The organism is Citricoccus sp., from assembly GCF_032154715.1.
In the GTDB taxonomy this organism is placed as follows: Bacteria; Actinomycetota; Actinomycetes; order Actinomycetales; family Micrococcaceae; genus Citricoccus.
In genome coordinates this window covers 1-25,152 of sequence record NZ_JALDXU010000014.1, presented here as the reverse complement: position 1 = coordinate 25,152, position 25,152 = coordinate 1, and the positions used below count along the sequence as shown (strand labels likewise).

The window sequence follows — 25,152 nt, the reverse complement described above, 5'->3', positions numbered from 1 at the left end:
AATGGAGGGCGCTTATCTCGTCCGCCACTCATGATCGAATATATGTACTAGCACGCAGGGCAGGCAGAGCCACCAGGGTCACTCGGGCTGCGCACGGGCGGTGATGATCTGGAAGGAGGGTCAGGGCGTGGCAACAGAGGAGAGTGAGCCCGCGCGTGGCCTGGACGAGTTGGCCGAGTGGGCCACTCCGGAGGTCCTTGATGTCGCTCGCCAGGCCCTGGAGCTACTGGCCCGACGCCTGTCCGGTCCCACCACGGTTGACGCCTTCGAACGCGTGGTCCCGTCACTACCTGGCGAGGACTGGTCCGGGCTGACCTCCCTCGCGCCGATCGCCCCGGGAGAGTCGCCCCACGGCCCGGACTTCGTGGCGGCACCCGAGACCTTCGCAACCGGTTCGCTACCCGTCATCCACCGGCGGGTTGAAGATCTGGGACGTCTTCTGACTGCAGTTCATACGTCGTTGGCCGGTCATGCCGCCCATGCCATGGAGGAGGGATGCCTCCGCGAGCCGATGCTCGGCATTCCCGGTGGGGCCAAGCCGTTTCGCGATGCCCCGGACTGGATGGTGAAGACCCTACGGATCCCGCGGCCGGAGGCGCGCAAGCGCATCCATCGTGCCCGGCAGATCCAGCCGCCGGTCCCGGAGATCACGGGCCACCAGCGCAGTGCCGCGTACCCTGTCCTGGCGGAGGCCTTCCTGCAGGGGCATCTCGACCCATGCACACTCGACCTGATCTCCACGGCACTGGACCAGACGAGGAAGGATGCCGAGGCGACGCATGCGGACGCGTCCTCGACCGCAGAGTGGCTGTCCCGCGGCGAGAGGACACTGACGGCCCAGGCCACCGTTCTGGACCCGGAGTTGATGCGCCACGCGTGCGCTCGGTGGCGTCAGTGGGCCCAACATGCGCTCAACCCGGATGGAGACGAACCCACCGACGCCGTTCCGTCGGTCCAGCAGGGCCTCTCCTACCGGGGCCAACGGCGGGGCTTGCATCTGTGGAGGATCGCTGCTGATGACCTGCAGCACGAAGTTCTCAGCACCATCGCCGGCGCCGCGAGCAATCCCCGCGCTCAGAGTGAAGGCGTGCAACGCGACAGCGCGCAGGACGAAGGCCCGCAGAGTGAAGGTGCACCGGGCCAAGGCGTCCAGGGCGGTGGCGAGACCACCAGCAGCACGACGTCGGCCGCGGGGGCGCCCGTCCAGGATCCCTTGGCCGGGGCAGACCGCTGGCCGGATGCCGACGTCATGGCCGTTGATCGCCGGTCCCGTCACCAGCGGCAACTGGACGGCCTCACCTCCGCCCTCGTCGGGGCCTTGGCGTTGGTGGAGGGCAACGGACTGCCGTCCTCCGGCGGGAACCGGCCTCAGGTCATGGTGACCATCGACTACGAGACCCTCGCCGGTCAGATCAGTCGTGGCCGCACGCCCCCAGGCGGAACCTCGTCGGCCTCCACAGCTACAGATCCTCCGCGACAACCCGACCGGTCTGAACCACCAGAAGCATCAGAAGTGCCAGCAACGACCAGTCCGCCACACCAATCCCACGAACCCCATGACTCCGACAGGGCTGATCTCCTCGCCACCGGCCCTCTTGACGTGGGCACCTTCAGATCAGAGGCGGCTTTCACCGGCCCCATCAGTCCCACCACCATCCGCACCCTCGCCTGTGACGCTGACATCCTGCCGGTGGTCCTGGGCGGCTCTGGGCAGCTCCTGGACATGGGGCGCACCCAGCGACTCTTTCCACCTCGACTCCGCCGGGCCATCACAGCCCGCGACGGCGGATGCGCGTCGCCCGGCTGCACGATGCCGGCGCCGTGGTGCGAGGTACACCACATCCAGTGGTGGACCCACGGCGGAGCGACCAGCGTGGACAACGGTGTGCTGCTCTGCAGTCGGCATCATCACGCGGTCCACAGCGGTTCCTGGGACATCCGCGTCGACGACGACGGCGTCCCCTGGTTCATCCCCGCCCCCTACCTGGATCCATTCAGGACGCCTCAGCGCAATCGGTATTGGCGGACCTAAGCCGATGCGAACCGACGCGAGGTGCCAGGGCGCGTGGCTGGCGCTGGGCACCATGCGTGGCTGGTTGGCGACGAGGCGGCGTGGCTGACGGAATCCCCTACACCGCGGCGTCGGGCCAATTGCCGTCCAGCATCTGCAGAAACTCCGGTTCGGAGACGAGCTCCACCCGCTGGCCCTGCTGACGGCGAACCAGGGCATCTCGCGTCTTACGGTGTCCGACCGCCCCGCCGCGCGTTGCCGTGCCGAGGTCCTCAGCGCGGAAACCGTCTCCGACGACCAGCATGGTGGTCTGCGCGTTGACCCGGCTGCCCGTCCGCGCTCCCCACGAGGCGGCCCGGTTCTTGGCCTCCTGCCGGGGCATGCCCAGGTTGCCCGTGAACACCACGGTCTGTCCATACAGGGGATGAGCCGGGTCCGCGTCGGCGGCAGGCTCGGGGTTGACTCCCTCATCCGGCCAGTGCATCAGATCAGGCATCCGCTCCGCATGCGGCAGCACCACAGTGGAGTCGAAGACCGGCCCGAGCCCGCGGGCCTGGCGGGTAGCTCGGGATTCTGGGGTGGTTCCGGCCCCGCGAGACTCCAACTGTCGCAACCGCACGCCGTCCTGAGCCAGGATCTCGGCCAGCCCCACCTCCAGCAGGCCAGTGGAGGACCCCGCTGTGGCCAGTGACCTCGGTTCGCCCCGCGTCGCGAGGTGCACGTCAGCGGCCGGATGTTCCAGCAGCGGCTGGTCCGTCGACTGCTCGGCCGTCGGTTGCCAGTCGGCCTGTTGCCGGACTGCCCATCGCCGCTCGACCACGTCGATCATGATCCACGCACACGCCTCGGCGTCGGCGAGGGCATCGTGGTGGTTCTCGAGCGGATGTCCCGCCTCCGCGGCGGCCACGGGCAGCGCGTAGGACGGCAGGTCATAGGTGCGCCGGGCCATCACCAGGGAGCAGGCATAGTCGAAGCGCGGGATGTCCCGGCCGGAGACCTCGAGCGCAGATTCAATGACTCCGAGGTCGAAGCCCGCGTTGTGGGCCACGAGGGGGTCCGTCCCGATGAAGTCCGCCATGTCCCCGAACACCTCGGCGAATCGCGGGGCGCCTGCCACCTGCGCCGCCGTGATGCCGTGGATTCCCACGTTCCGTGCATCGAACCGGTCGAAGCCTGCCGGTGGTCTCATCAACCAGTACGCGCGCTCGACCGGTTGACCGTTGCGGACCCGGACGAGGCCCACGGAACACGGCGAACCGCGGAAGCCGTTCGCCGTCTCGAAATCCAGCGCCGTGAAGTCGAGCGCCATCAGCGCCCTCCGCCGGACGCACCATTTGATCCGGCCAGCAACCGCACCAGTTCGGGGAGCAATTGCCGGAACGCGGTGCCGCGGTGGCTGATGGAGTTCTTCACCTCGGGATCCAATTCGGCCACCGAGACGTGCATGCCGTGCGGTTGCAGGATCGGGTCATAGCCGAAGCCACCCCTGCCCCGTGGTGCCGTCAGCAGGGTTCCGGCCAGGAAGCCGAGTTCGACATGGTCCTCGCCGACCGGTGTTGCCACCGCGGCGGCACAGACGAACGCGGCGCTCCGGTGTTCGGGCTTCACGTCCGCCATCTGGTCCAGGAGCAACTGGAGGTTGGCGGCATCATCCCCGTGCCGTCCGGACCACCGGGCGGAGAAGATGCCGGGGGCACCCCCGAGCACCTCCACGGACAGGCCGGAGTCGTCGGCCACGGCCACCAGCCCCGTGTGCCGGGCGACGGCATGGGCCTTCTTGAGGGAGTTCTCCTCGAAGGTGACACCGTCCTCCACCACGTCCGGGGCGTCCAGGGACGCCGCGTCGACAACCTGGGTGTCGACGTCCAGTCCGGGCACCTGTCCGCGGAGCAGTTCGCGCAGCTCGCGCAGCTTGCCCTGGTTGCGCGTGGCCAGGACGAGCCGGGGCCGGGTGGTGCCCTCGGGGCCGCTCACCGCTCGCCGGCCAGGGTCTCGCGCTGGATGCGGGCCAGCTCGGCGGACCCGGCCACGGCCAGGTCGAGCAGGGAGTCGAGTTCAGAACGGTTGAACGGGGCGCCCTCGGCAGTGCCCTGAACCTCCACGAAGTCGCCCGATCCGGTGACCACCACGTTCATGTCCGTCTCGGCGCGGACGTCCTCCACGTAAGGCAGATCCAGCATGGGGACACCGTCGATGATGCCGACAGACACCGCGGCGACGGAGTCCTTCAGTGGCTGGGCGGATGCCGCGATGACGCCCTGTCCCTTGGCCCAGGCGATCGCCTCCGCGAGCGCCACATAGGCACCGGTGACCGAGGCGGTGCGGGTGCCGCCGTCGGCCTCCAGGACGTCACAATCCAGCACGATGGTGTTCTCGCCCAGGGCCTTGAGGTCGATGATGGCACGCAGCGAGCGGCCGATGAGGCGAGAGATCTCATGGGTGCGGCCGCCGATCTTGCCCTTGACGGACTCGCGCTGGGAGCGGGTGTTCGTGGCGCGCGGCAGCATCGCATACTCCGCGGTGACCCAGCCGGTGCCCTCGCCCTTGAGCCAGCGCGGGACGCCCTGGGTGAAGGAGGCGGTGCACAGCACGCGGGTGTTGCCGAACTCGATCAGTGCAGAGCCCTCGGCCTGGCGGGACCAGCCACGGGTGATGCTGATGGGGCGCAATTCGTTGACGGCGCGCCCGTCCTGGCGGGTCGCGGTGGACAGGGCGCCGGTGGTGCTGTTTTCGGGCACGGCGGAAGCTCCGGAAGTCGATGAGGTCATGACCGCCATCCTACCGAGGGCCCGGACGCGTTAATCCGGGCTGAAGCACCTCGGGTGCGTCGGGCACCGGGAGCGTGCCGGACCTACCGCAGCGGTCTAGACCCGGTAGGTGACTCCGGAGACCGCGACGGCGAGGTCGCCCGCATAGGTCTCCCGTGCCTCGATGGAGGCGGCCAGCGGATCGGTCCACACGGGAAGGTGTGTCAGCAGCAGTCGGCGGGCGCCGGCGTCGGTGGCCATCTGGCCGGCGCGCCGGCCCGTGAGGTGGACGCCATCGATGCCGTCGTCGCGGCCCTCCTGGAAGGCGGCCTCACAGAGGAACAGGTCGGCGTCGCGGGCCGCCTCGACCAGGCCATCACAGGTGTCCGTGTCACCGGAATAGGTCAGCACGCGGTGCACCGGCTCCCCGTCCGGGCCGGGTTCGGTCATCTCGAGGCGCAGCGCGTACGCCTCGTCGATGGGGTGGCGCACCGGAACCGGCGTGATGGTGAAGGGGCCGACGGTCACGGGGACGTTCGCCTGCCAGTGATGGAAGTCGAAATCGGGATGCATGCCCGGGTCCGGGTCGAGTCCGTAGGCCGTCGCCATGCGATCCGCGGTGGCTTCGGGACCGTACACCGGAACGTGGATACCCTTCCAGCCATACGGGTTCCAACGGATGGCCACGTGCAGTCCGCAGAGGTCCATGCAGTGGTCCGGGTGCAGGTGAGTGAGCAGCACCGCGTCAATGTCGTCCAGGGCCATGTAGCGCTGCAACGTGCCCAGGGCACCGTTGCCGAGGTCCATCAGGATCCGCCAGGTCTTCCGGCTGCCGGGGGCGCCGTCCGGGTCCGGACCTTCAGCCGTCACGAGGTAGCACGAGGCCGGCGAGCCCGGACCGGGAAACGATCCTGAGGCACCGATGATCGTGAGCTTCACCCTGCGTCCGGCCTTTCCTCCGTGGCGATCCCCCGGCGACCCGAGCTCGTCACGCTTGAGGTCGGCACGGGGGGTCCTGCGTTGGGACCACTGTACTGTCCGTTCGCACCGTGTCCGTTTCCGCCCTGGGCCGCCGAGAGCATCTCCGGGGTGATCCGGGCCAGCACACCGGTCGGGTAACGCTCGGAAATATGGTCGACCTGCTGCACGCCGCCGACCTCGGGCCCGAGGAAACGACGGGCCAGGGTCTCGAAGTGCTGCGGATCGCCGGTCGCCATGAACCGGTGACCGGACTGCTCGGCAGCACCACCCGCCGGACTCTCCAGACCGTGCCGGACCAACGCCCGGTAGACGTCCTTCGCCGTCTCCTCCGCGGAGGAGACCAGCGTGACGGACTCCCCCATCACCAGCGAGATCACACCCGTCAGCAGCGGATAGTGGGTGCACCCCAACACCAGGGTGTCCACCCCCGCCTCCTTCAGTGGAGCCAGGTACCGCTCGGCAGTGGCCAGCAGCTCCGGCCCGGTGGTGACGCCGGCCTCCACGAACTCGACGAACCGCGGGCAGGCCACCGAGGTGATCTCCAACTGCGGTGCGGCCGCGAAGGTATCCTCATAGGCCCGCGAGCTAACCGTGGCCTCGGTCCCGATGACCCCGATCCTCCCGTTGCGGGTGGCGGCGACCGCACGGCGCACCGCCGGCTGGATGACCTCCACCACCGGGATCCCATACCGGGCGGTATACCGTTCCCGGGCATCGCGCAGCACCGCGGCCGAGGCGGAATTGCAGGCGATGACCAGGACCTTCACGCCGGCGTCGACCAACTCGTCCATGATGCCGAGGGCGAAGGCCCGCACCTGGGCGATGCTCCGCGGCCCGTACGGTCCGTTGGCCGTGTCACCCACGTACGCGATCTGTTCGCCGGGCAGCTGGTCGATGATGGCGCGGGCGACCGTCAGCCCGCCGCCCCCGGAGTCGAAGACGCCGATGGGGGCCGTCGGCACGGGCGTGTTGATCATGGTCAGGTCGGTCCTTCGGTCAGCAGGTGTCGTTCCAGCAGATGCGGTTCCAGCAGTCTGCAGTCAAGCACGGTTCAGTCGGGAAGCCGCGTGGACAGGGCCAGCATCAACGTCTCGAGCAGCCACGTGGTGAAGTTGTACAACAGCGCCATATAGGATTCCACGTCCTGGGCGGCGGACCAGTCGTCCACCGCGTGCACTCGTTCCGCGTCCTCCTCCGCATCGATACCCAGCCGGGCGGAGAGCACCAGGCGCACGTCATTGAGGGCGCGGCTGAAGGCGATGGCGTGCTCTTCGTCCAACACCACGGGGTTGACCTGCAGCGCCGCCACTGCCCGTTGGAGATCGGCCGTCTTGGCCCGGCGGACGCCGTCCTCCGTCAAAGCCCGGAACTCGCCGGCGGCGGCCTGTTCGGCAGCGGTGTCGCCGTGCACCCCGGGCGGCAGCAGCCGCGCGAGCGCCTCGTCCTGCGGCGCCTCCCGCACCGGGGCGCCCTCGCCCGTCCCCCTCGGATTCCCGACGCCGGCCGCCTCGCCAGCGCCGGCGTCGTCCGCTCCCAGCGGTCCCAGCCCCGAGACGATGTCCCAGAACGGGTCGGAGGAAGGCTCGGAGGCGAACCCTGCGGGCGTCTCCTGCCCCGCGTCCAACAGCTGGATGACGTCCTTGAACAGGGTCCGCAGCAGGCGCCGCTCCGCCTTCTCCAGATCGGCGACGAACCCCTTCGGCGTGCTCTTGAAGGCCCGGGCCATCAGGACCCCTCCCCCTGCTCGTGCTGGAGGGTCGCCCACAGTCCGTAACCGTGCATCGCCTGGACGTGGCGCTCGGATTCCTCCCGGCCCCCGGAGGAGACGATCGCCTTGCCTTCCTGGTGCACCTGGAGCATGAGGGTGTCGGCCTTGGCGCGGCTGAAGCCGAAGTAGGACCGGAACACGAAGGAGACGTAGCTCATGAGGTTGACGGGGTCATTCCACACGACCACCTGCCAGGGCCGGTCTGCGGCGGTGCGCTCAGCGGTTCCGGCCGATGTCTCCTCCCGCTCCAACACGTCTGTTCCCGTCCCGGGCCCTCGGCCCGGAACGTCACGGGGGCGCTCGTGGTGAGCACCGCTGGGAGCTCCGTCCCGGGGCCCAGGGGAACGGCCGGGGGAACTGAGGGTCACAAACATGGCAGTCATTCTACGGCGGACGGCACACGGCCGACGGCATACGGCACCCGGCGTCCAGGCGTGGTCAAGAGTTGTAGGGTGTCAGTCGTGACCGACCAGATTTCCACCGGCACGGCCCGCTGGCTGCTTCCGACGTCCCTGTTCACGGACCACTATGAACTGACCATGCTGGAGGCCGCCCTCCAGTCTGGGGCAGCACACCGCCGCAGCCTGTTCGAGGTCTTCACCCGCCGCCTGGCCGAGGGCCGCCGCTACGGCGTGGTGGCGGGGACCGGTCGTCTGCTCGAGGGGCTGGCCACTTTTCGCTTCGGCACCGAGGAACTCGATTTCCTCTCCGACCACCGGGTGGTCAAGGACACCACGCTGCAGTGGCTGGCCGATTTCCGCTTCTCCGGCAATATCTACGGCTACGCCGAGGGCGAGGCGTACTTCCCCTATTCCCCCCTCCTCCAGGTCGAGTCCTCCTTCGCCGAGGCCTGCATGCTCGAGACCTACCTGCTGTCCGTGCTCAACTACGACTCCGCGGTGGCCTCGGCCGCCTCGCGCATGACCTCGGCCGCCGACGGCCGCCCCTGCATCGAGATGGGCTCCCGGCGGATCAACGAGGAGTCCGCCGTCGCCGCGGCCCGGGCCGCCGTCATCGCGGGCTTCGCCTCCACCTCCAACCTCGCGGCCGGAATCCGCTACGGCCTCACGACGGTCGGCACCGCTGCCCACTCCTTCACCTTGTTGCACGATTCCGAACGCCAGGCGTTCGAGGCCCAGGTGGCCTCGCTGGGCAAGGACACCACCCTGCTCGTGGACACCTTCGACGTGGAGTCCGGCGTCCGGACCGCGGTCGAGGTGGCCGGACGGGAGCTGCGCAACGTGCGGCTGGACTCGGGTGACCTGGTGGAGCAGGCGCATTGGGTGCGCTCCCTGCTCAACGAGCTCGGCAACCACGAGACGGGGATCATGGTCACCTCGGACCTGGACGAATACGCCATTGCCCACCTGCAGTCGGCGCCGGTGAACTCCTACGGCGTGGGCACCCGGCTGGTCACTGGCTCGGGCGCACCCACGGCCTCGATGGTCTACAAGCTGGTCAGCCGTCAGGACGGCAGCGGCGCATGGATCGACGTGGCCAAGGCCGCCTCCGGCAAGAAGTCCATGGGCGGCCGCAAGCACGCGGTCCGCCGGCGCAACGGGGCCGGGCGCGCCACCGCCGAACTGCTCACGGTCAACCAGCGGGCCGATCCCGGGGGCGACGACCGCCCGCTGCAACACACCTTCGTCCGCGATGGTGAGCTCCAGCCCGGCTGGACCGGACCGGCCGCCGTCACCCGCGCGGCAGACCGGCACCGGGCCTCCCGTGCGGAGTTGCCCGCCGCTGTGCGTAGACTGCAGCCCGGCGAACCGGTCATCCCGACCGTGTTCAACGAGGCCTGAAGGCCTCTCCCACCACCGCTTCACCCCCGCGTCAGAACAGGAAAGAACTTCACCATGCGCGCCTTGGTCATCGTGGATGTGCAAAACGACTTCTGTGAGGGCGGCACCCTCGGCGTCGACGGCGGCGCCCAGGTGGCCGGCAGGATCACGGCCTTCCTGGACGAGCACGCCCAGGACTACGCCGCGGTGGTCGCCACCCGCGACTGGCACGTGGATCCGGGGCCCCACTTCGCCGTCGAGGGAACCGAGCCGGACTACACCGAGAGCTGGCCCGTGCACTGCGTCGCCGGGACCGGCGGTGCCGAACTGCATCCGGAGCTGGACACCGAGTTCATCGACGCCCAGTTCCTCAAGGGCCGCTTCGATGCCTCGTACTCCGGTTTCGACGGCCAGCTCGGCGTTCCGGACATGGTGCGCTCCGGCGCCCCCGAGGGCACGTCTGGCCCCTTCGGCGCCACTGCTGCAGCCGCCACGGCCGTCGAGGAGGACGCCCCGGGCCTGGACGACTGGCTGCGGGCCGAGGGCATCAACTCCGTCACCGTGGTCGGGATCGCCACCGACCACTGCGTCCGTGCCACCGTGCTGGACGCCATCGACGCCGGCTATGACACCTCCGTGTTCACGGACCTCGTGGCGGGCGTGGACACGGAACGGTCCGAGGAGGCCCTGGAACTCATGGAGGAGAACGGCGCCGTGCTGCAGATGTGGGGCGGCACGGCAGACTAGCGCCGCGTCCTCACGTCCTGATCACTTCCGGCCGACGAACCAGCCCTGGAGGGTCTTCAGCCGGATCTCCAGCTGCTCGGCCGTCGCCTGGGCCACGGCCGGCCCGCCGCTGATCTCGCGGAGGCGGTTGTGGACCATCCCGTGCGGGGTCCCGGACCGTGCCGACCACGCCGAGACGTTCTTGGACAGCTCCGACCTCATCTGCTTGAGCCGACGGTGATCCACCACCGGCTCAGCCCCCGGGCCGGCTCCGTGGTGCGCCTGGTCCGCCGCGGCGTTCGCGCTGGTCTTGGGCCGGCGTTTGAGTTGATCCGCCTGGCGCTGGCGCAACAGCTCCCCCACCTGCTCGGCATCCAGGAGACCCGGGATGCCGAGGAAATCCAGCTCATCCTCGGAACCGATCGCCCCTCCGGTCCCGAACTCGGAGCCGTCGAACAGGACCTTGTCGAAGGACGCCTGGGATTCCAGGGCCTTGAACTCGGACTTCGTCAGGGAGTCCGAGGCACGCTCCTGCCGGTTGGCCGCGGCCAGCAGGTCCTCTTCCGGAGACTGGGACAGGTCCTCCAGCTCGTCCACCCCGGCCGCTGACTCGGGCCGGTCCAGGGCGTGATCCCGCTCGGCCTCCATCTCATTGGCCAGCAACATCAGCTGCGGCACCGACGGCAGGAAGACACTGGCGGTCTCCCCGCGCTTGCGGGAGCGCACGAAACGGCCGACGGCCTGGGCGAAGAACAGCGGCGTGGACGTGGACGTGGCGTACACGCCCACGCAGAGCCGCGGCACGTCGACGCCCTCGGACACCATGCGCACGGCGACCATCCACCGCTGGGTCCCAGCCGAGAACTCCTCGATCTTCTCCGAGGCGCCCTTGTCGTCCGAGAGCACCACGGTGACCTGCTCGCCGGAGATCCGCGTCAGCTGCGCGGCGTACGCCCTCGCATCCTCGTGGTCGGTCGCGATGACGAGCGCGCCGGCGTCGGGCACATTGCGGCGCACCTCCGTGAGGCGACGATCCGCGGCCGCCAGGACCGAGGGGATCCACTCCCCCTCCGGGTTGAGCGCTGTCCGCCAGGCCTGAGCCGTGATGTCCTTGGTGGCGGCCTCGCCGAGCTGCGCCTCCATGATGTCGCCCGTGGTGGTCTTCCAGCGCATCTGTCCGGAGTACGCCATGAAGATCACCGGACGCACCACATGGTCCCGCAAGGCTGGACCATAGCCGTAGGTGTAGTCGGACTTCGAGCGGCGGATGCCGTCGTCGTACTCCACATACTCGACGAACGGGATGGTCGCCGTGTCCGAACGGAACGGGGTGCCGGTCAGGGACAGCCGCCGGGTGGCCGGCTCGAAGGCCTCACGGATGCCCTCGCCCCAGCTCAGAGCGTCACCGCCGTGGTGGATCTCGTCCAGGATCACCAGCGTGCGCGCGTTCTCGGTGCGGTTGCGGTGCAGGACGGGCTTGGACGCGACCTGGGCGTACGTCAGCGCGACGCCGATGTACTCGTCCCCGTGCCGACCGTCCGAGTTCTTGAAATTGGGGTCGATGGCGACGCCGATGCGGGCCGCAGAGTCGGCCCACTGGCGCTTGAGGTGCTCCGTCGGTGCCACGACGGCGATGCGGGTGACAGTCCCGGCCTCCAGCAGCATCTTGGCCACACGCAGGGCGAACGTGGTCTTGCCGGCTCCAGGGGTGGCAACCGCCATGAAGTCCTGCGGCTGCCGGGAGAAGTACAGCTCCAGGGCCTCCTGCTGCCATTGACGCAGCTTCTGGGCGGTACCCCAGGCTGCCCGCTCCGGCAGGGCCGGGGGCAGGTCATCACCGATGTGGAACAGGGCGCCGGGCATGGCATCAGTCACGGGTTCAGTCACGGAGCTTCGAAGGCCTCCTTGCGGGCGTGGGCATGCACAGGGTCATGCGTGGAGCGGTCCCGGACCGCGGGATGAGGGACCCGGCGCGACGCCGGCCGGCCGGGTCGGGCGCGGCGCGTCACGTGGACGCGGTCAGGGAAAGACGGGTGCCCAACGGTACGGGAACGCAGCGTAGGTCACGGCGGGACGGACGAACGGTCCGGTCACGGCAAAACTGGACAGGACCGCAACTCAGCCGCGGCCGCCGAACCAGCCGCGCCGCCCCCCGCCGGATCCGCCCTGGCCGGAGCCCTCACCGGAGTTGCCGTCCTTGGGGGACTTCAGGCCGTCGTAGATCTCCTTGCACTCCGGGCAGACGGGGAATCGCTCCGGGTCCCGGCCCGGAGTCCACACCTTGCCGCACAGGGCCACCACGGGATCGCCGGTGACGGCGGACTCCATGATCTTCTCCTTGCGGACATAGTGGGAGAAGCGCTCGTGGTCGCCCGGCTCGGCCTCCTGCAGCTGCTCCTGGCGGTCGAGGACCGCGGCTCCGCCGCTGCTGGGGCCGCCGGGAGCCCCCGGGGCGCCAGGCTGGTGGGGGTCAGGATCGGCAGGCAAACTCATGTCCACCAGTCTACCGCCCTGGCACCCAGGTCCGGTCAAGGTCAGGGTCACTCAGCCGGTGGCGGCCAGCACCGACTGGTAGGTCTCGGCCTGGGAACGGTCGAACCACTTCGCGCCGAGCCGGATGCCCAGCCACAGCAGGAACGCCCCCACTCCCAGGCCCACCACGAGGGTGATCCACATCAGCGGCATGGCGCCGGTGGCCAAGGCCACGACGTAGAGGATCAGTCCCGGCAAACAGAGCGCACCGACCACCACCATGGCACCGAGGGAGATGAGCATCATGCGCATGCCACCGCCTTCAGGCGTGGCGAACGGGCTGGCGCCGGGTGGCGGCACCGGGTAGATGAACCGGGCCGAGACCAGCGCGGAGACACCCGCCCCGGTCAGCAGGGCGCCGATCCCGATACCGATCAGCCCGGGCAGCAGCCACCATTGGCCGGCCATCCACACGGTGGCGACGGTGAACAGCAGCGTCACGGGGATCCCCCATGACAGCAGGGAGCCGATCCGGCCGACGCGGTCGTCCCGGCCGGAGACACCGGCGGTCACGTGCTGGGCGAAGGCCGAACCGTCATAGCTGATGTCCGCGGAGATGGAGTAGCCGAGCATGAAGCCGGTGATGGGACCCATCAACAGGATCATCACGTACTCACCGGACTGGTAGCCGAGGAACCAGAAGAGCACCAGCAGCAGCGGCAGCACCACCAGGGAGGCCGAGTAGCGGGGGTCTTTGAGCCAGTAGATCAGCGACCGGGCGGCAATGGCTCCGGCCGGTGTCCCCGGGAACACCCCCAGCAGTCCCACGCCGGTCTTGGTCTTCGAGCTGGCGGGTCCGGAACCCCGCACCTGCGCGTAGCTGCGGTTCACGGCCAGCTGCCAGAGCCACAGGGCCCCGGCCACCCAGACCAGGCACAGCACCGCCTGCGCCGCGGCCTCGAGCAGGCGCCCTTCGGCCAGCGCCCAGGGGGCACCGGTGAAGGAGCCGAGCGGGGTCCAGGCGACAATGGCCGCCAGGCCGGGCAACTGCTCCAGGGCGGCCTCCACGGACTCGACGATGCCGGTGAGGATCACACCGGCCAGCATCAGGGGGATGAAGGCGACGATGGACATGATCTCGCGGATCCGCCGCTGCCCGGTGATCCCGGCCAGCAGCCCTGTCACCGCATAGGAGATGCAGATGCAGAAGACGGCCCCGAGGATGGTGGTCGGCACGGCCAGCAGCATCGCGCCGACCTGGTCCCGCCACGCGAGCGTTGACAGCAGGAAGCCGATGAGGGTGGCCGCGCCGGGGATCGTGGCGAGACCGGCCATGGCCAGGCCGAGGACCAGCTGACGGGACGGGACGCCGAAGGTCGCGAAGTTCGCCGGGTCCAGGGTCAAGTCCACCCCGGTGAAGAACACGGGGATGATGATCCAGCCGAGCACGGCGACGGCACCGACCAGCGTGAGGATGGTACCCCGGGCGTCCGTCCCGAGCTCCGGCATGAAGGAGGCCCCGACGCCCACCATCACGAGGACGAAGGCGAGATACGCCATCAGCAGGATGGCCAGAACCAACTGGCCGGTGCTCTTCTTCCACCCGTTGACCGTGATGGCCAGCTTCATGCGGATCAGGTGCGCAACCATGACAGGCCCTCTCCGGTCGAGCGGCCGCCCACGAGGTCCACGAAGCGGTCCTCGAGGCTCTGTCCGTCCCGGACCTCGTCCACGGTTCCGGCCGCCAGCAGGTTGCCCTGGGCGATGATGGCCACGTGGTCACACATCCGCTGGACGAGGTCCATGACGTGACTGGAGACGATCACGGTTCCACCCGACTGCACGAACTGCGCCAGGATGTCCCGGATGTTGGCGGCGGAGACGGGGTCCACGGCCTCGAAGGGCTCGTCCAGGACCAGGACCTTCGGGGCATGGATCATGGCCGAGGCCAGTGCGACCTTCTTGGTCATGCCGGCCGAGTAGTCCACCACCAGCTTTCCGGCGTCCCCCGTGAGGTCCATGACGCGCAGCAGATCTGCGGTGCGCTCTGCCACCGTGTCCCGGTCCAGCCCGCGCAGGAGTCCCGAATAGGTGACGAGCTGTTCGCCGGTGAGCCGGTCGAAGAGGCGCACGCCGTCAGCGAGCACGCCCATGCGCCGTTTGGCGGTCAGGGGCTCGGACCAGACGTCGGTGCCGTGGATCCAGACCTGTCCGTGGTCCGGTCGCAGCAGTCCCGTGGCCATGGACATGGCGGTAGTCTTACCGGCACCGTTCGGTCCGACCAGTCCGTAGAACGAACCGGCGGGCACATCAAGGGAGATGCCGTTGACGGCGATCTTCTCCCCGAACCGCTTGGCCAGACCACGGATGGCCAGCGCGGTGTCCGGATCCGGCACGGCACCGGGCTGTTGAGGCGGGAACGGCGCGGACAGGGAGCTCTCAGGATTGCTCATGTCCCTGACGCTAGCAAGGGCCGGACCCAGAGCACGAGAGCGCCATGGCCAGGACGGCCATGACTTAAGTCAGGATCTGGGCCGGGGCCTGTCCGCACGTGTCTGTCAACCCATGTCTAGAACAACGCCATGGCCAGCGCCTTGCGGGACGCGGCCGTGCGCGGGTCCTGGTCACCCACCACGGTGTAGAGGTCCACGAGATGCTCGCGGGCGGTGTTCCGCTCCTGCCCCGGGTGTCCGGCGATGAAGCGGACCAGTCGGTGGAAGGCGTCCTCCACGTGGCCGCCGAGCACGTCGAGATCGGCCACGTCGATCTGGGCCTGGACCTCGTCCGGCTCGGTGGCGCCACGTTCCCGCACGGCATTCGAGTCCATGGCCGCGGTCCGGGCGAACAGCCCGGCGCGGGACAGTCCCACCTTGGCCTCGGCATCGGCGGGGTTCTCCGCCAGTGCCCTGCGGTAGGCGTCCTCGGCATCCTCGTACTGCCCGGCCTCGAGCGCGTCCTGGGCCTCCTGGTGCAGCGGCGGCAGCGGCGGGGCGGCCGGGGTGTCGTCCCCCGCGGACCCGCTAGTACCCTGACCGTACTCGCGGGCCGGGGCCAGCGGGGGCACGGTGCCGGAGACGCCGTTCTGGGCGGCGGCGGCGAGCAGCTCGTCCAGGAGCTGCTCGAGCTGGTCGGCCGGAACCGCCTGGTTCAGGACGGGGATCGGCTGGCCGGCCAGGACGGCGACGACGGCCGGCCCGGCAGCCAGCCCGAAGACCTGGAGCACCTGCGGATCGGCCTCGGCATCCACCCTGGCCAGGATCAGCTGGCCGCCCCGCGCGTCCACGGCGGGGGCCACGAGATCGTCGATCTGCTGGCTCGCGGGATTCGAGGGCGCCGCCAGATGGACGAGGACCGGGACGCGCGAGGACAGCTGGACCAGCTGCTGGAGGTCACCCTGGCTCGCGTGCTCCAGGACCCAACTTCCCGCGGGCGCGCCCTGGGCTGACGGCTGACCCGCTGGTCCGGCATGCGCCTGCTGAACGGGCGGCTGACCGGGCTGGCCCGCCGGCCGCTTGAGGGCGGACAGGTCGAGCGCCCCGCGCAGGTGGGTCGGCATGGCTGGGGGCTGCTGGGACATTCCGGGCACTCCTTGAAGGGATCGAGAGCTGGGTCGAGGACTGGATCGAGAACTGAGGCGGGCACCCGTCACTCGTAGGTGACGGCCTGCAACTCGTCCGTCAGGGCCACCATGGAGACCTTGGCCTCGTCTCCGGTGGCACCCTCGGCCGGGATGCGCAGGGCCACCACCTCACGGTACGTCATCTCCACCGGCGAGTCGCTTTCGGTGCTGTCCTCGCCCGCCAGTGCGGCAGCCACCTCGTCCACCATCACCGTGGCCCCCTCCTCGCGCGGGGCGATGGTCATCCGGGCGTCCAGGAGACCGGTCACCAGGGCCGAGCCATCGGCCAGGCGCATCGTGGTCGTCGTCCCCGGAATCGATTCACGGAGCAGGGACAGGCGGGCGTCCGGCGCCTCCTCCTCGATGCTGGCCTGGTAGTCATGGATGCCATCCACCATGCTGTTGTGCACGAACTGGTCGCCGAAGGAGTGGTCCGGCACATTCAGGTACCGAGCCAGCCCGTCCACGGCAGTGGCGGGGGACATGACCAGACCACTGCCGTCATCCTCCGCCACCATCTCGACCTCGGTGTTGGAGAGGTCGCTGGCGGGGAGCCTGGCCGCCGGGATCATGGAGGCGGCGGTCACCAGCCGGTACTGCGTCCGTGCCGAGTCCTGCCGCAACACCAGCAGCTGCGGGGTGGTGTTGGCCTCACCCTGGGTCACGACGGTGACCGTGCGCGGGAACGCGGGATCGGCCGGTGCCAGCACGGACCGGAGGGGTGTGGCCGCCACCGGCTCTGCCGCCCGCACGTCGTCCGAGACCTGGACATTGGCGTAGTTGGCGCGCCGCATGGACAGCTGGGGGTCGGCCACGCGGGGCGTGAGGACGTCAGGGTCCTGCGCCTCATCGCCCTCGGCCACGACCGACTCGATCTGACCGAGGATGCGCTCCAACTGACTGTCGGTCAGGATCGGGTACTGATCGCCCTCGCCCGCCGGCTCCTGGTCCGGGGTCTGGGGCGCGTCGCTGGCCGGAGCACTCTGAGTGCCCTGCGCGGTCGCCGGGCCCACGCCCAGGACCCCCACCAGCGCCAGGCTTCCGGCCAGGAGGCCGGCGAGCCGGGCCCGGGCAGTATTCATGCGGGGAGCATGCGTGCGGGAGACCTGCCCGGTGCCGTCGGCGGTCGGCGTGGTCGAACTGGACGACGTGGTCGAAGCCGAGCTGCCACGCACGTCCGGGGAGACCTTTCCGGTACCGTCGGCACCGCCGTCGTGATGGTGGTGTCCCGTGTTGCCCGGAGCCTTCCGGCGGAGGATCAGGAACGCCCACACCAGCAGGCCGAGTCCGGCGAGGACCAACAGGCCGCCGATGATGGCCAGCGGGACGATCCACGGGCTGTCGCCGAGCGTGTTGGTCCAGCTCACCGTCATCTCGGCCGGTGCAGGCTCGGTGCCGTCAGTGGCGACCAACAGGGACCAGTCCCCCTCGGACGGCACGGACCACCGCTGGTCGATCGTGCCGCTGGCCTCCTGGGTGTCCACCCACAGATCGGAACCGGCGGGGTCGGGAACCGTGGCCTCTCCCTCGGTGTGCTCCACCACCACCTGCGGGTCCTGGCCGTCAGGGACCTCGGTCTCGACGCCGGTGACGGTGTTGTGGGCGGCGTCGCCGATCCACGCCTCGATGTCCCGGGTCTGGCCGAGCATGACCGTGTAGTCGCCGTCACCGGTGAGCGTGTAGTCCACCGGGTCCTCCGCGACCTCGTTGATGCCACCGGTGATGACGGTCAGGGGAGCCTCCGGCGCGGCATCGACGGAGGACTGGTCGGTGGTGGCCGTCAGCGTCGCCGGAGGGGCCCAGATCGTCTGCAGGCCGACGGCGCCGAAAATGGCGGCAAGGCCCAGTACCAGGGCTACTACTCCGGAAACTACTCGCACGCGGTCTACCTGTCTGTGGTTCGGGGGGTGATCTGTGGCGGTGTCACTGCTGACGGCGGTGCGAGGACAGATTCCTGCCGCACCTCAGCACCCCAGTATACCGAGAAGGTCACCGAATGATAACGACGCAGGTCGTCCCGGGACTCATGCGGGTGACGTAACCTGTGGCTTGTGCAGGACCACGACTCCCCCCACGCGGCTTCCGATTCCGTCCCCGAGGCCGCTTCCGGCAGCCCGTCCGGGGCCGCCTCCGGTACCCCCGCAGCCGCCGACACCTCGGCCGCCACACCGCGCTCCGGCATCCTCCGACGGTGGTGGGCCGCGCGCCGGTTGCCCGGTGCCCGGCCCCGTCCCCGATTCGAGTTGCGGCCGGCGGCCGCGTCAGCCTCCGCGGCAGAGGTCGAGGCGAATACGGGTCCGGCAGTTCGTGCCGCCGACGCCACCGATCCGTCCCACCGCGTCCGGTTGGTCCAGTGGGCCCATCCGGTCCAGACCGGCTTCCTGTTCACGTTCGGCGTGGGCCTGGCTTTCCTGCTGTACGGGATCATCTCCGCCAACACCCAGTTGCTCGTGTGGATCGGCGCGGCCCTGTTCATCTCCCTCGGGCTGGATCCGGTGGTCCGGCGCATCGAGTCATGGGGCGCCCCCCGAGGGGTGGGCGTGGCGGCGGCCGTGCTCCTGCTGGCCGCGATCCTGACGCTGTTCTTCTCCCTGCTCATCCCCACGGTGGTCGAGCAGACCACGGCCTTCGTGAACAACCTGCCGGCCATGGTCTCCGACTTCCTCGAATCGCAGTTCTTCCACGACCTGGACAGCCAGTTCGGCATCCGGGACATCGCGATGTCTGAGCTGGAGAAGTTCATCGGGGACTCGGCCAACGTCACCGCCATCTTCGGCGGGCTCTTCGGGGTGGGCACCGCCATCGTCAACACCGGGTTCTCCGTGCTCATCGTGCTGGTCCTGACCCTGTACTTCCTCGCCACCCTGCCGGCCATGAAGTTCTGGGCCTACCGGCTCGCCCCCAGTAGCCGACGTCCCCGGGTGGAGTACCTCGGCGAGGAGATCACCTCCTCCGTGGGCTACTACGTCATCGGTCAGTCGGCCGTGGCGGGCCTCAACGGACTGGTGGCCATCATCGCCATCTCCATCGCAGGGATCCCCTTCGGGGCGCTCCTGGCCTTCTTCGCTGGACTGATGGCCTTCATCCCCCTCGTGGGCGCCTTGACCGGCGGCATCATCGTGACCCTCGTGGCACTGACCTCCGGATGGCAGCCGGCTTTGATCTTCGCCGCGATCTATTTCATCTACCTCCAGGTCGAGGCCTACTTCGTCTCCCCGCGCGTGATGAGCAAGGCGGTGGCCGTGCCGGGTTCCGTGGCCGTGATCGCCGTGATCGCCGGTGCCGCCCTCCTCGGGGTGCTGGGCGCCCTGATGGCCATCCCGCTCGCGGCGGCCGTCATGCTGGTGGTCAAGGAAGTGCTGATCCCCCGGCAGGACCGGATCTGACCAGCCCGTCAGCAGAGCCCGTCAGTCAGTAGAGCCCGTCCTGCCGGCGATTGGACCAGCAGGCCCGGTGCCAATGGCGGCGGTCCGCACCGGCCGCCTCGTCACCGAAGATCGAATCGCTGCGCCACGTCACCAGGTGGGCCATCCCAGGCGGGATCGCCCGGCCGCAACCGGGGCAGGTGTAGTCCTTCACCGCGCGCCAGGCGGCGATCTGGCGAACGTGCCAGCCGCCGTCGTGCCCCTGTTCCTGCCGGTACCCGGGATCCAGGCCCAGGAGGGCATCCAACCGGTCCTGCCGACCGGGTGCCGGCGCCGGGCGCCGGGCGGGCCCGGAGCGGCGGGGTCGGTTCGAGCGGGGCACACCACCATCTTTCCACAGCCCGCCGGTGCACGGACGCCGCTCATGCACGGACCTCGTGCCTCACCTGGCGGGACAGTACAGCTAGACTCCCCTGTGTGCGTTTGGTGATAGCCCGGTGTTCCGTGAACTACGAGGGGCGTTTGCGCGCCCACCTGCCCCAGGCGACGCGCCTGCTGTTGGTCAAGGCCGACGGCTCGGTGCTGGTGCATTCGGACGGCGGCTCCTACAAGCCGCTGAACTGGATGAGCCCGCCGGCGACCCTGCGCACAGCCGAGCCCACCGAGGAGCTGGCCGCCGAGGGCGTCGTCCAGGTCTGGACGGTGCAGGCCACGAAGTCCGACGACCGGCTGATCGTGCACCTCTTCGAGGTCCTGCATGACTCCTCCCATGAGCTCGGCGTAGACCCGGGACTGGTCAAGGACGGCGTCGAGTCTGATCTGCAACGGCTGTTGGCCGAGCAGATCAACCTCCTGGGCGACGGCCACACACTGGTGCGCCGTGAGTACATGACCGCCATCGGTCCCGTGGACATCCTCGCGCGGGACGCCACCGGCGGATCGGTGGCCGTGGAGCTCAAGCGCCGCGGGGACATCGACGGGGTGGAGCAGCTCACCCGCTACCTCGAGCTGATGAACCGCGATCCGCTGCTGGCCCCCGTCCGGGGTGTCTACGCCGCGCAACAGATCAAGCCCCAGGCCCGCACCCTGGCCGAGGACCGGGGCATCCGCTGCCTCACCCTGGACTACGACGCCATGCGCGGCGTGGACGATGCCGAGTCCCGACTCTTCTGAGCCGGCTGGCGTGCCGGCAGCCTACCGCGGCTCCGCACCAGGACCACGGACGGGCCGTCTCATCACGCCCGGACTCGTCGACCAGCACTGCCACGGACTGGACGGCGTGGACTTCGCCACGGCCCCCGTGCACCAGGTCCGTGAGGCGCTCCGGGAGCTGGCCCGGCGGGGTGTGACCCGCGTGGTGGCGTCCCTCCCGACCCTGCCCGCCGCCGACCTGCTGGCCGCCGTCCGGCGACTCGCCCCGCTGGTCTGGGAGGGCACCCTGGCGGGTCTGCACCTGGAGGGGCCGTTCCTGTCCCGCCACCACTGCGGGGCGCAGTCCGCCCAGGATGTGCTGGAACCGGGCTCGGACCGGTCCCGCCGGCTGCTCGAGTCGCTGGTGCAGGCCGGACGGCACGATCACGGCGGCCCGGACGCCCAAGCGATCGTCGCCATGACCTATGCCCCCGAACTCGACGCCGCGGAGGTGGTGGAGCGCACCCTGTTCACCGCGGGCGTCCTGCCCTCCCCCGGCCACACCGACGCCACGGAGGCCGAGTTCATCACCGCACTGCAGCGGTGGACCGGAATGCACACGCCGGGTCCGAACCTGGGCGGCACGGGCCAGCAGCGGCGCCCCGCCGTGACCCACCTCTTCAACGCCATGCCCGGATTCCACCACCGCGCCCCGGGACCGGTGCCGGCGGCCCTGCGCGCCGCGGCCCGTGGAGACCTCCGGGTCGAGCTGGTGGCCGACGGCCTCCATGTGGATCCCGGCGTCGTTCTGGATGTCCTGCGCCTCGCCCCGGGTGCCGTCTGCGTGGTCTCAGACGCCTCCGCCGCCACCGACGCGCCCGCAGGCGCCTACACCCTGGGCGCGGTCGCCATCGAGTCCGCACGGAACACCGGGATCCCTGAGAACGGGATCTCCGCCGCACCCCGCGTGGCGGGTCAGCCGACCCTGGCCTCCGGTGCCGTCACCCTGGACGGTGCGCTGCGGAACCTGCTCGCGTGGGGCGTTCCGACAGAACTCGCGGTCCCCGCCGTGAGCACGACGCCGGCCCTCACCCTGCCACCCGCACGCCGCGCCTCGGGGTGGGTGGAGTGGGAGTGGGAGGCCGAGAACGGGACGACCGCGCCCGGCCCGCCGGCCGTCGTCATTCCTCCGGGTGCTCCGGGGCACTGACGGCCCTGACGGCACTCCTTAAAGCACCAGGCACCCCGGCGAGGCCGGGGTGCCTGGTGAGATGATGATGTCCGTCTGCTGGACCGCGTGAGGTGTCCTAGTGGGCCCTGCGCCGGTAGCCCCGCGGCGGGAGCTCCCGCCAGGTGCCGAAACCCACGGCCGGACCGGACTCGACCCACGCCGAGAGTCCGGCGCAGGCGTCCGCCTGGATGACCAGGTCGACCGGGGCCGGCCCGCCGTCCACCCGCACCACCACCGAGCCGTCCTGGCGGACCGTCCCCTCGCGTTGCAGCCGCAACAGGTGACGGGCCGCCGACCAGCGGGGTCGCGGATCCACCGAGGCCACCGTCATGAGGTCGAGACCGGATTCGTCGTACCGACCGATCACGCGGACACCCCCGGTGCCCTCACCTGCCCCGCGGATGCGGGCGGTGAAGGTACCGGGAGTGCGCACCAAAGTGCGCCAGCGCCAGTAGACCATGAAGGCGACGACCAGGACGGCCGCCACCAGGGCAGCCAGCACCGCTACGATCAGCGCGGACCACCCGGGCGTCACCTCAGGCTGCGCCCTGGCCGGCAGACTCGCCCTGGAGGGTCGCCGCCCCGGCCACGATCACGACGCGGTCATTGTCCACCGAGAAGAACCCGCCCTCGGCATGTGCCGTGATGGTCTGCCCGTTGGTCCGCTGGACCACGACGTCGCCGTCACCCAGCACGGCCAGCAGCGGGGTGTGGCCCGGCAGAATGCCGATCTCGCCCTCTGCGGTCCGGGCGCTGACCGACTGCGCCGGTCCGGACCACACGAAGCGGTCCTCGGCGACGATCTCGACTTCGAGTTCGTGCTCAGCCATGGGGATCAGTTCTCCGACTGGATCTTGGCCCAGTTGCGCTCGACGTCATCCAGCCCGCCGACGTTGTAGAAGGCCTGCTCGGAGATGTGGTCAAGGTCGCCGTTGGCGATGGCGGTGAAGCCCTCCACGGTGTCCTTGATCGGGACGGTCGAACCCTCGACACCGGTGAACTGCTTGGCGGTGTAGGTGTTCTGGGACAGGAACTGCTCGATGCGGCGGGCACGCGAGACGACGATCTTGTCCTCTTCGGAGAGCTCGTCCACGCCGAGGATCGCGATGATGTCCTGCAGTTCCTTGTTCTTCTGGAGGATCTGCTTGACGCGGGTGGCGGCATCGTAGTGATCCTGGCCCACGTACTGCGGGTCCAGGATGCGGGAGGTCGATGCCAACGGGTCCACGGCCGGGTACAGGCCACGGGAGGCCAGGGTACGGGTCAGGTTCGTGGTGGCATCCAGGTGCGCGAACACGTTGGCCGGCGCCGGGTCGGTGTAGTCGTCCGCGGGCACGTAGACGGCCTGCATCGAGGTGATGGAGTGGCCACGGGTGGAGGTGATCCGCTCCTGCAGCACGCCCATCTCGTCGGCGAGGTTCGGCTGGTAGCCCACGGCCGAGGGCATACGGCCCAGCAGCGTGGAGACCTCGGAACCGGCCTGGGAGAACCGGAAGATGTTGTCGATGAACAACAGCACGTCCTGGTTCATCTCGTCACGGAAGTACTCCGCCATCGTCAGGGCCGACAGGGCGACGCGCAGACGCGTTCCCGGCGGCTCGTCCATCTGGCCGAACACGAGGGCGGTGTCCTTGAGGACGTTCGCCTCTTCCATCTCCACCCAGAGGTCGTTGCCCTCACGGGTGCGCTCACCGACGCCGGCGAACACCGAGGTGCCGCCGAAGTTGCGGGCCACACGCGTGATCATCTCCTGGATGAGCACGGTCTTGCCCACGCCTGCGCCGCCGAACAGGCCGATCTTGCCGCCCTTGATGTACGGGGTCAGCAGGTCGATGACCTTGATGCCGGTCTCGAGCATCTCGGTGGAGCCCTCGAGGGAGGCGAAGTTCGGCGCCGGGCGGTGGATGGGCCAGCGCTCGGTGACCTCGAGCTGCGAGGTCGGCACGTCGAGGGACTCGCCGAGGACGTTGAAGATGTGTCCCTTGACGACCTCACCGACGGGCACGGAGATCGGGGCGCCCGAGTCGACCACGGAGGAGCCTCGGACCAGACCGTCGGTGGCCTGCAGGGAGATGGCGCGGACCAGATTGTCGCCCAGGTGCTGCGCGGTCTCGAAGGTGATGGTGTGGGTCTCGCCGTTGACGGTGAGCTCGGCGGTCAGAGCGTTGTACAGGGCCGGCATGGCGTCGGCCGGGAACTCAGCGTCGATCACCGGCCCGATCACGCGGGCGATGCGGCCAGTGGCGCCACCGGTGGCGGTACCGGTGCCCTGTTCGTTCGTGGTGGCAGTCATCTCTCTCACTTCTTTGGTGTGGCTGGAGGTTGACAGTCAGTTGACAGTCAGTTGGCAGTCAGTTGGCTCGTCGGGTGAAGAGCCGGTGCCCGGTCAGGATGCGCTGAGCGCGTCCGCACCGGCGATCAGCTCGGTCAGTTCCTGGGTGATCTCGGCCTGGCGGGCGTTGTTCATCTTCAGGGTGTACTCGGTGACCAGGTCCTTGGCGTTGTCCCCGGCCGACTTCATCGCGCGCTGGCGGTTGGCCAGTTCGGATGCCGACGCCTGGAGCATGGCCGAGAAGATCCGGGACTCGATGTACTTCGGCAGCAGGGCGTCCAGGACGTCCTCCGGGGCCGGCTCGTACTCGTAGAGCGGGTGCAGGTCCGTGGAGTCGGTGACCTCTTCCTCCACCACCTCGAGGGGCAGCAGGCGGACGACGGTCGGGACCTGGGTGACGAGCGAGTGGAAGGCGGTGTAGACGACGTGGATCTCATCCACGCCACCGGCTTCCGTGTCCTCCAGGAACGAGTCGACGAGTCGCTCTCCGATCTCGCGGGCCCGCAGGAACTCCGGAGCGTCGGTGTTGCCGGTCCAGACCTCCTGATACTCGCGGTTACGGAAGTCGAAGTACCCCTGTGCCTTGCGGCCCACGAGGTAGATGTCAGTCTCCTTGCCCTCGGCGTGCAGCGACTCGAGCAGTGCCTCCGCATGGCGCAGGATGTTCGCCGAGTAGGCGCCGGCCATGCCACGGTCCGAGGAGAGGACCAGCACGGCGACGCGCTTCGGGTTCTCGACCTCGGACGTCAGCACGTGCTCGATGTCCTGCTGCGATGACACGGCGGACACGGCGCGGGTGATCGCGTTGGCGTACGGCAGCGACGCGGACACGCGTTCGCGTGCCTTGCCGATGCGGGACGTGGCGATCAGCTCCATCGCCTTGAAGATCTTCTGCATCGACTGGGTCGAGGCGATCTTCTGGCGGTAGACCCGGATCTGGGCTCCCATGGTGGTCCTTTCCTTACGCGTCCGCCTCCGGCGCCCCGCC

The 25,152-nt window shown here is 69.5% G+C and carries 24 protein-coding genes; 6 read left to right on the top strand and 18 right to left on the bottom strand.

Annotated elements, in window-relative coordinates; all coding sequences use genetic code 11:
* The first annotated feature begins 127 nt into the window (after nucleotides 1–127).
* Nucleotides 128–2,032 (top strand): DUF222 domain-containing protein, encoded by a 1,905-nt coding sequence (locus RUH65_RS04265; protein WP_313815961.1) that lies wholly within the window; start codon nucleotides 128–130, stop codon nucleotides 2,030–2,032.
* A gap of 97 nt (nucleotides 2,033–2,129) precedes the next feature.
* Here the strand turns inward: RUH65_RS04265 and RUH65_RS04260 are convergent, their stop codons facing one another.
* The 7 genes from RUH65_RS04260 to clpS all read right to left on the bottom strand — a co-directional run bounded on the left by RUH65_RS04260 (nucleotide 2,130) and on the right by clpS (nucleotide 7,881).
* Entirely contained in the window at nucleotides 2,130–3,320 is a 1,191-nt protein-coding gene (locus tag RUH65_RS04260) for an exonuclease domain-containing protein (protein WP_313815960.1), read from the bottom strand.
* Nucleotides 3,320–3,985, bottom strand: a complete 666-nt coding sequence (rdgB, locus tag RUH65_RS04255) for an RdgB/HAM1 family non-canonical purine NTP pyrophosphatase (RefSeq protein WP_313815959.1) — start codon at nucleotides 3,983–3,985, stop codon at nucleotides 3,320–3,322. The genes RUH65_RS04260 and rdgB overlap by 1 nt, the downstream gene beginning before the upstream one ends.
* Nucleotides 3,982–4,779, bottom strand: a complete 798-nt coding sequence (gene rph, locus RUH65_RS04250) for a ribonuclease PH (RefSeq protein WP_313815958.1) — start codon at nucleotides 4,777–4,779, stop codon at nucleotides 3,982–3,984. The genes rdgB and rph overlap by 4 nt, the downstream gene beginning before the upstream one ends.
* 96 nt (nucleotides 4,780–4,875) lie before the next feature.
* Nucleotides 4,876–5,697 carry an MBL fold metallo-hydrolase gene (locus RUH65_RS04245; RefSeq protein ID WP_313815957.1) on the bottom strand — a complete coding sequence of 274 codons (822 nt, stop codon included), beginning with the start codon at nucleotides 5,695–5,697 and terminating at the stop codon, nucleotides 4,876–4,878.
* A complete protein-coding gene (gene murI / locus RUH65_RS04240) occupies nucleotides 5,694–6,716 on the bottom strand; it encodes a glutamate racemase (protein ID WP_313815956.1) in 1,023 nt (340 codons plus the stop codon). The genes RUH65_RS04245 and murI overlap by 4 nt, the downstream gene beginning before the upstream one ends.
* 74 nt (nucleotides 6,717–6,790) lie before the next feature.
* Nucleotides 6,791–7,465, bottom strand: coding sequence for a DUF2017 family protein (locus tag RUH65_RS04235; protein ID WP_313815955.1), 675 nt, complete (start codon nucleotides 7,463–7,465; stop codon nucleotides 6,791–6,793).
* Nucleotides 7,465–7,881, bottom strand: coding sequence for an ATP-dependent Clp protease adapter ClpS (gene clpS / locus RUH65_RS04230; protein ID WP_313815954.1), 417 nt, complete (start codon nucleotides 7,879–7,881; stop codon nucleotides 7,465–7,467). Before clpS ends, RUH65_RS04235 begins: the two co-directional genes overlap by 1 nt.
* 87 nt (nucleotides 7,882–7,968) lie before the next feature.
* Here clpS and RUH65_RS04225 point away from each other — a divergent pair, with 87 nt between their 5' ends.
* Entirely contained in the window at nucleotides 7,969–9,309 is a 1,341-nt protein-coding gene (locus RUH65_RS04225; RefSeq protein ID WP_313815953.1) for a nicotinate phosphoribosyltransferase, read from the top strand.
* A 54-nt stretch (nucleotides 9,310–9,363) separates the two neighbouring features.
* Nucleotides 9,364–10,035 (top strand): isochorismatase family protein, encoded by a 672-nt coding sequence (locus RUH65_RS04220; RefSeq protein ID WP_313815952.1) that lies wholly within the window; start codon nucleotides 9,364–9,366, stop codon nucleotides 10,033–10,035.
* A 21-nt stretch (nucleotides 10,036–10,056) separates the two neighbouring features.
* On the opposite strand, the gene RUH65_RS04215 is transcribed toward RUH65_RS04220, so the two are convergent.
* The 6 genes from RUH65_RS04215 to RUH65_RS04190 all read right to left on the bottom strand — a co-directional run bounded on the left by RUH65_RS04215 (nucleotide 10,057) and on the right by RUH65_RS04190 (nucleotide 17,985).
* A complete protein-coding gene (locus tag RUH65_RS04215; RefSeq protein WP_313815982.1) occupies nucleotides 10,057–11,877 on the bottom strand; it encodes a DEAD/DEAH box helicase in 1,821 nt (606 codons plus the stop codon).
* Nucleotides 11,878–12,132: 255 nt separating this feature from the next.
* The gene (locus RUH65_RS04210; protein ID WP_313815951.1) at nucleotides 12,133–12,507 is read right to left on the bottom strand and encodes a DUF3039 domain-containing protein; all 375 of its coding nucleotides are present in this window, start codon (nucleotides 12,505–12,507) and stop codon (nucleotides 12,133–12,135) included.
* Between the two features lie 51 nt (nucleotides 12,508–12,558).
* Nucleotides 12,559–14,136, bottom strand: a complete 1,578-nt coding sequence (locus RUH65_RS04205) for a hypothetical protein (protein WP_313815950.1) — start codon at nucleotides 14,134–14,136, stop codon at nucleotides 12,559–12,561.
* Nucleotides 14,121–14,939: an ABC transporter ATP-binding protein gene (locus RUH65_RS04200; RefSeq protein WP_245952031.1), complete on the bottom strand. Its 819-nt coding sequence runs from the start codon at nucleotides 14,937–14,939 to the stop codon at nucleotides 14,121–14,123. Before RUH65_RS04200 ends, RUH65_RS04205 begins: the two co-directional genes overlap by 16 nt.
* 116 nt (nucleotides 14,940–15,055) lie before the next feature.
* Nucleotides 15,056–16,063 (bottom strand): tetratricopeptide repeat protein, encoded by a 1,008-nt coding sequence (locus RUH65_RS04195; RefSeq protein WP_313815948.1) that lies wholly within the window; start codon nucleotides 16,061–16,063, stop codon nucleotides 15,056–15,058.
* Between the two features lie 68 nt (nucleotides 16,064–16,131).
* On the bottom strand, nucleotides 16,132–17,985 hold the full coding sequence (locus RUH65_RS04190) for a hypothetical protein (protein WP_313815947.1): 1,854 nt from the start codon (nucleotides 17,983–17,985) through the stop codon (nucleotides 16,132–16,134).
* 171 nt (nucleotides 17,986–18,156) lie between these two features.
* Here RUH65_RS04190 and RUH65_RS04185 point away from each other — a divergent pair, with 171 nt between their 5' ends.
* Nucleotides 18,157–19,491, top strand: a complete 1,335-nt coding sequence (locus RUH65_RS04185; RefSeq protein ID WP_313815946.1) for an AI-2E family transporter — start codon at nucleotides 18,157–18,159, stop codon at nucleotides 19,489–19,491.
* Between the two features lie 25 nt (nucleotides 19,492–19,516).
* Here the strand turns inward: RUH65_RS04185 and RUH65_RS04180 are convergent, their stop codons facing one another.
* Nucleotides 19,517–19,852: a hypothetical protein gene (locus RUH65_RS04180; protein WP_313815945.1), complete on the bottom strand. Its 336-nt coding sequence runs from the start codon at nucleotides 19,850–19,852 to the stop codon at nucleotides 19,517–19,519.
* Between the two features lie 95 nt (nucleotides 19,853–19,947).
* Between RUH65_RS04180 and nucS the strand changes: the two genes are divergently transcribed.
* Nucleotides 19,948–20,643: an endonuclease NucS gene (nucS, locus tag RUH65_RS04175; RefSeq protein ID WP_313815944.1), complete on the top strand. Its 696-nt coding sequence runs from the start codon at nucleotides 19,948–19,950 to the stop codon at nucleotides 20,641–20,643.
* A 10-nt stretch (nucleotides 20,644–20,653) separates the two neighbouring features.
* Nucleotides 20,654–21,811, top strand: coding sequence for an N-acetylglucosamine-6-phosphate deacetylase (locus RUH65_RS04170; RefSeq protein ID WP_313815943.1), 1,158 nt, complete (start codon nucleotides 20,654–20,656; stop codon nucleotides 21,809–21,811).
* Nucleotides 21,812–21,908: 97 nt separating this feature from the next.
* On the opposite strand, the gene RUH65_RS04165 is transcribed toward RUH65_RS04170, so the two are convergent.
* The 4 genes from RUH65_RS04165 to RUH65_RS04150 all read right to left on the bottom strand — a co-directional run bounded on the left by RUH65_RS04165 (nucleotide 21,909) and on the right by RUH65_RS04150 (nucleotide 25,112).
* Nucleotides 21,909–22,367, bottom strand: coding sequence for a DUF2550 family protein (locus RUH65_RS04165; RefSeq protein ID WP_313815942.1), 459 nt, complete (start codon nucleotides 22,365–22,367; stop codon nucleotides 21,909–21,911).
* A gap of 1 nt (nucleotide 22,368) precedes the next feature.
* Nucleotides 22,369–22,662 (bottom strand): F0F1 ATP synthase subunit epsilon, encoded by a 294-nt coding sequence (locus tag RUH65_RS04160; protein ID WP_313815941.1) that lies wholly within the window; start codon nucleotides 22,660–22,662, stop codon nucleotides 22,369–22,371.
* A gap of 5 nt (nucleotides 22,663–22,667) precedes the next feature.
* Nucleotides 22,668–24,125 (bottom strand): F0F1 ATP synthase subunit beta, encoded by a 1,458-nt coding sequence (gene atpD / locus RUH65_RS04155; RefSeq protein ID WP_313815940.1) that lies wholly within the window; start codon nucleotides 24,123–24,125, stop codon nucleotides 22,668–22,670.
* Between the two features lie 93 nt (nucleotides 24,126–24,218).
* A complete protein-coding gene (locus tag RUH65_RS04150) occupies nucleotides 24,219–25,112 on the bottom strand; it encodes a F0F1 ATP synthase subunit gamma (protein ID WP_313815939.1) in 894 nt (297 codons plus the stop codon).
* Between the last annotated feature and the right edge of the window lie 40 nt (nucleotides 25,113–25,152).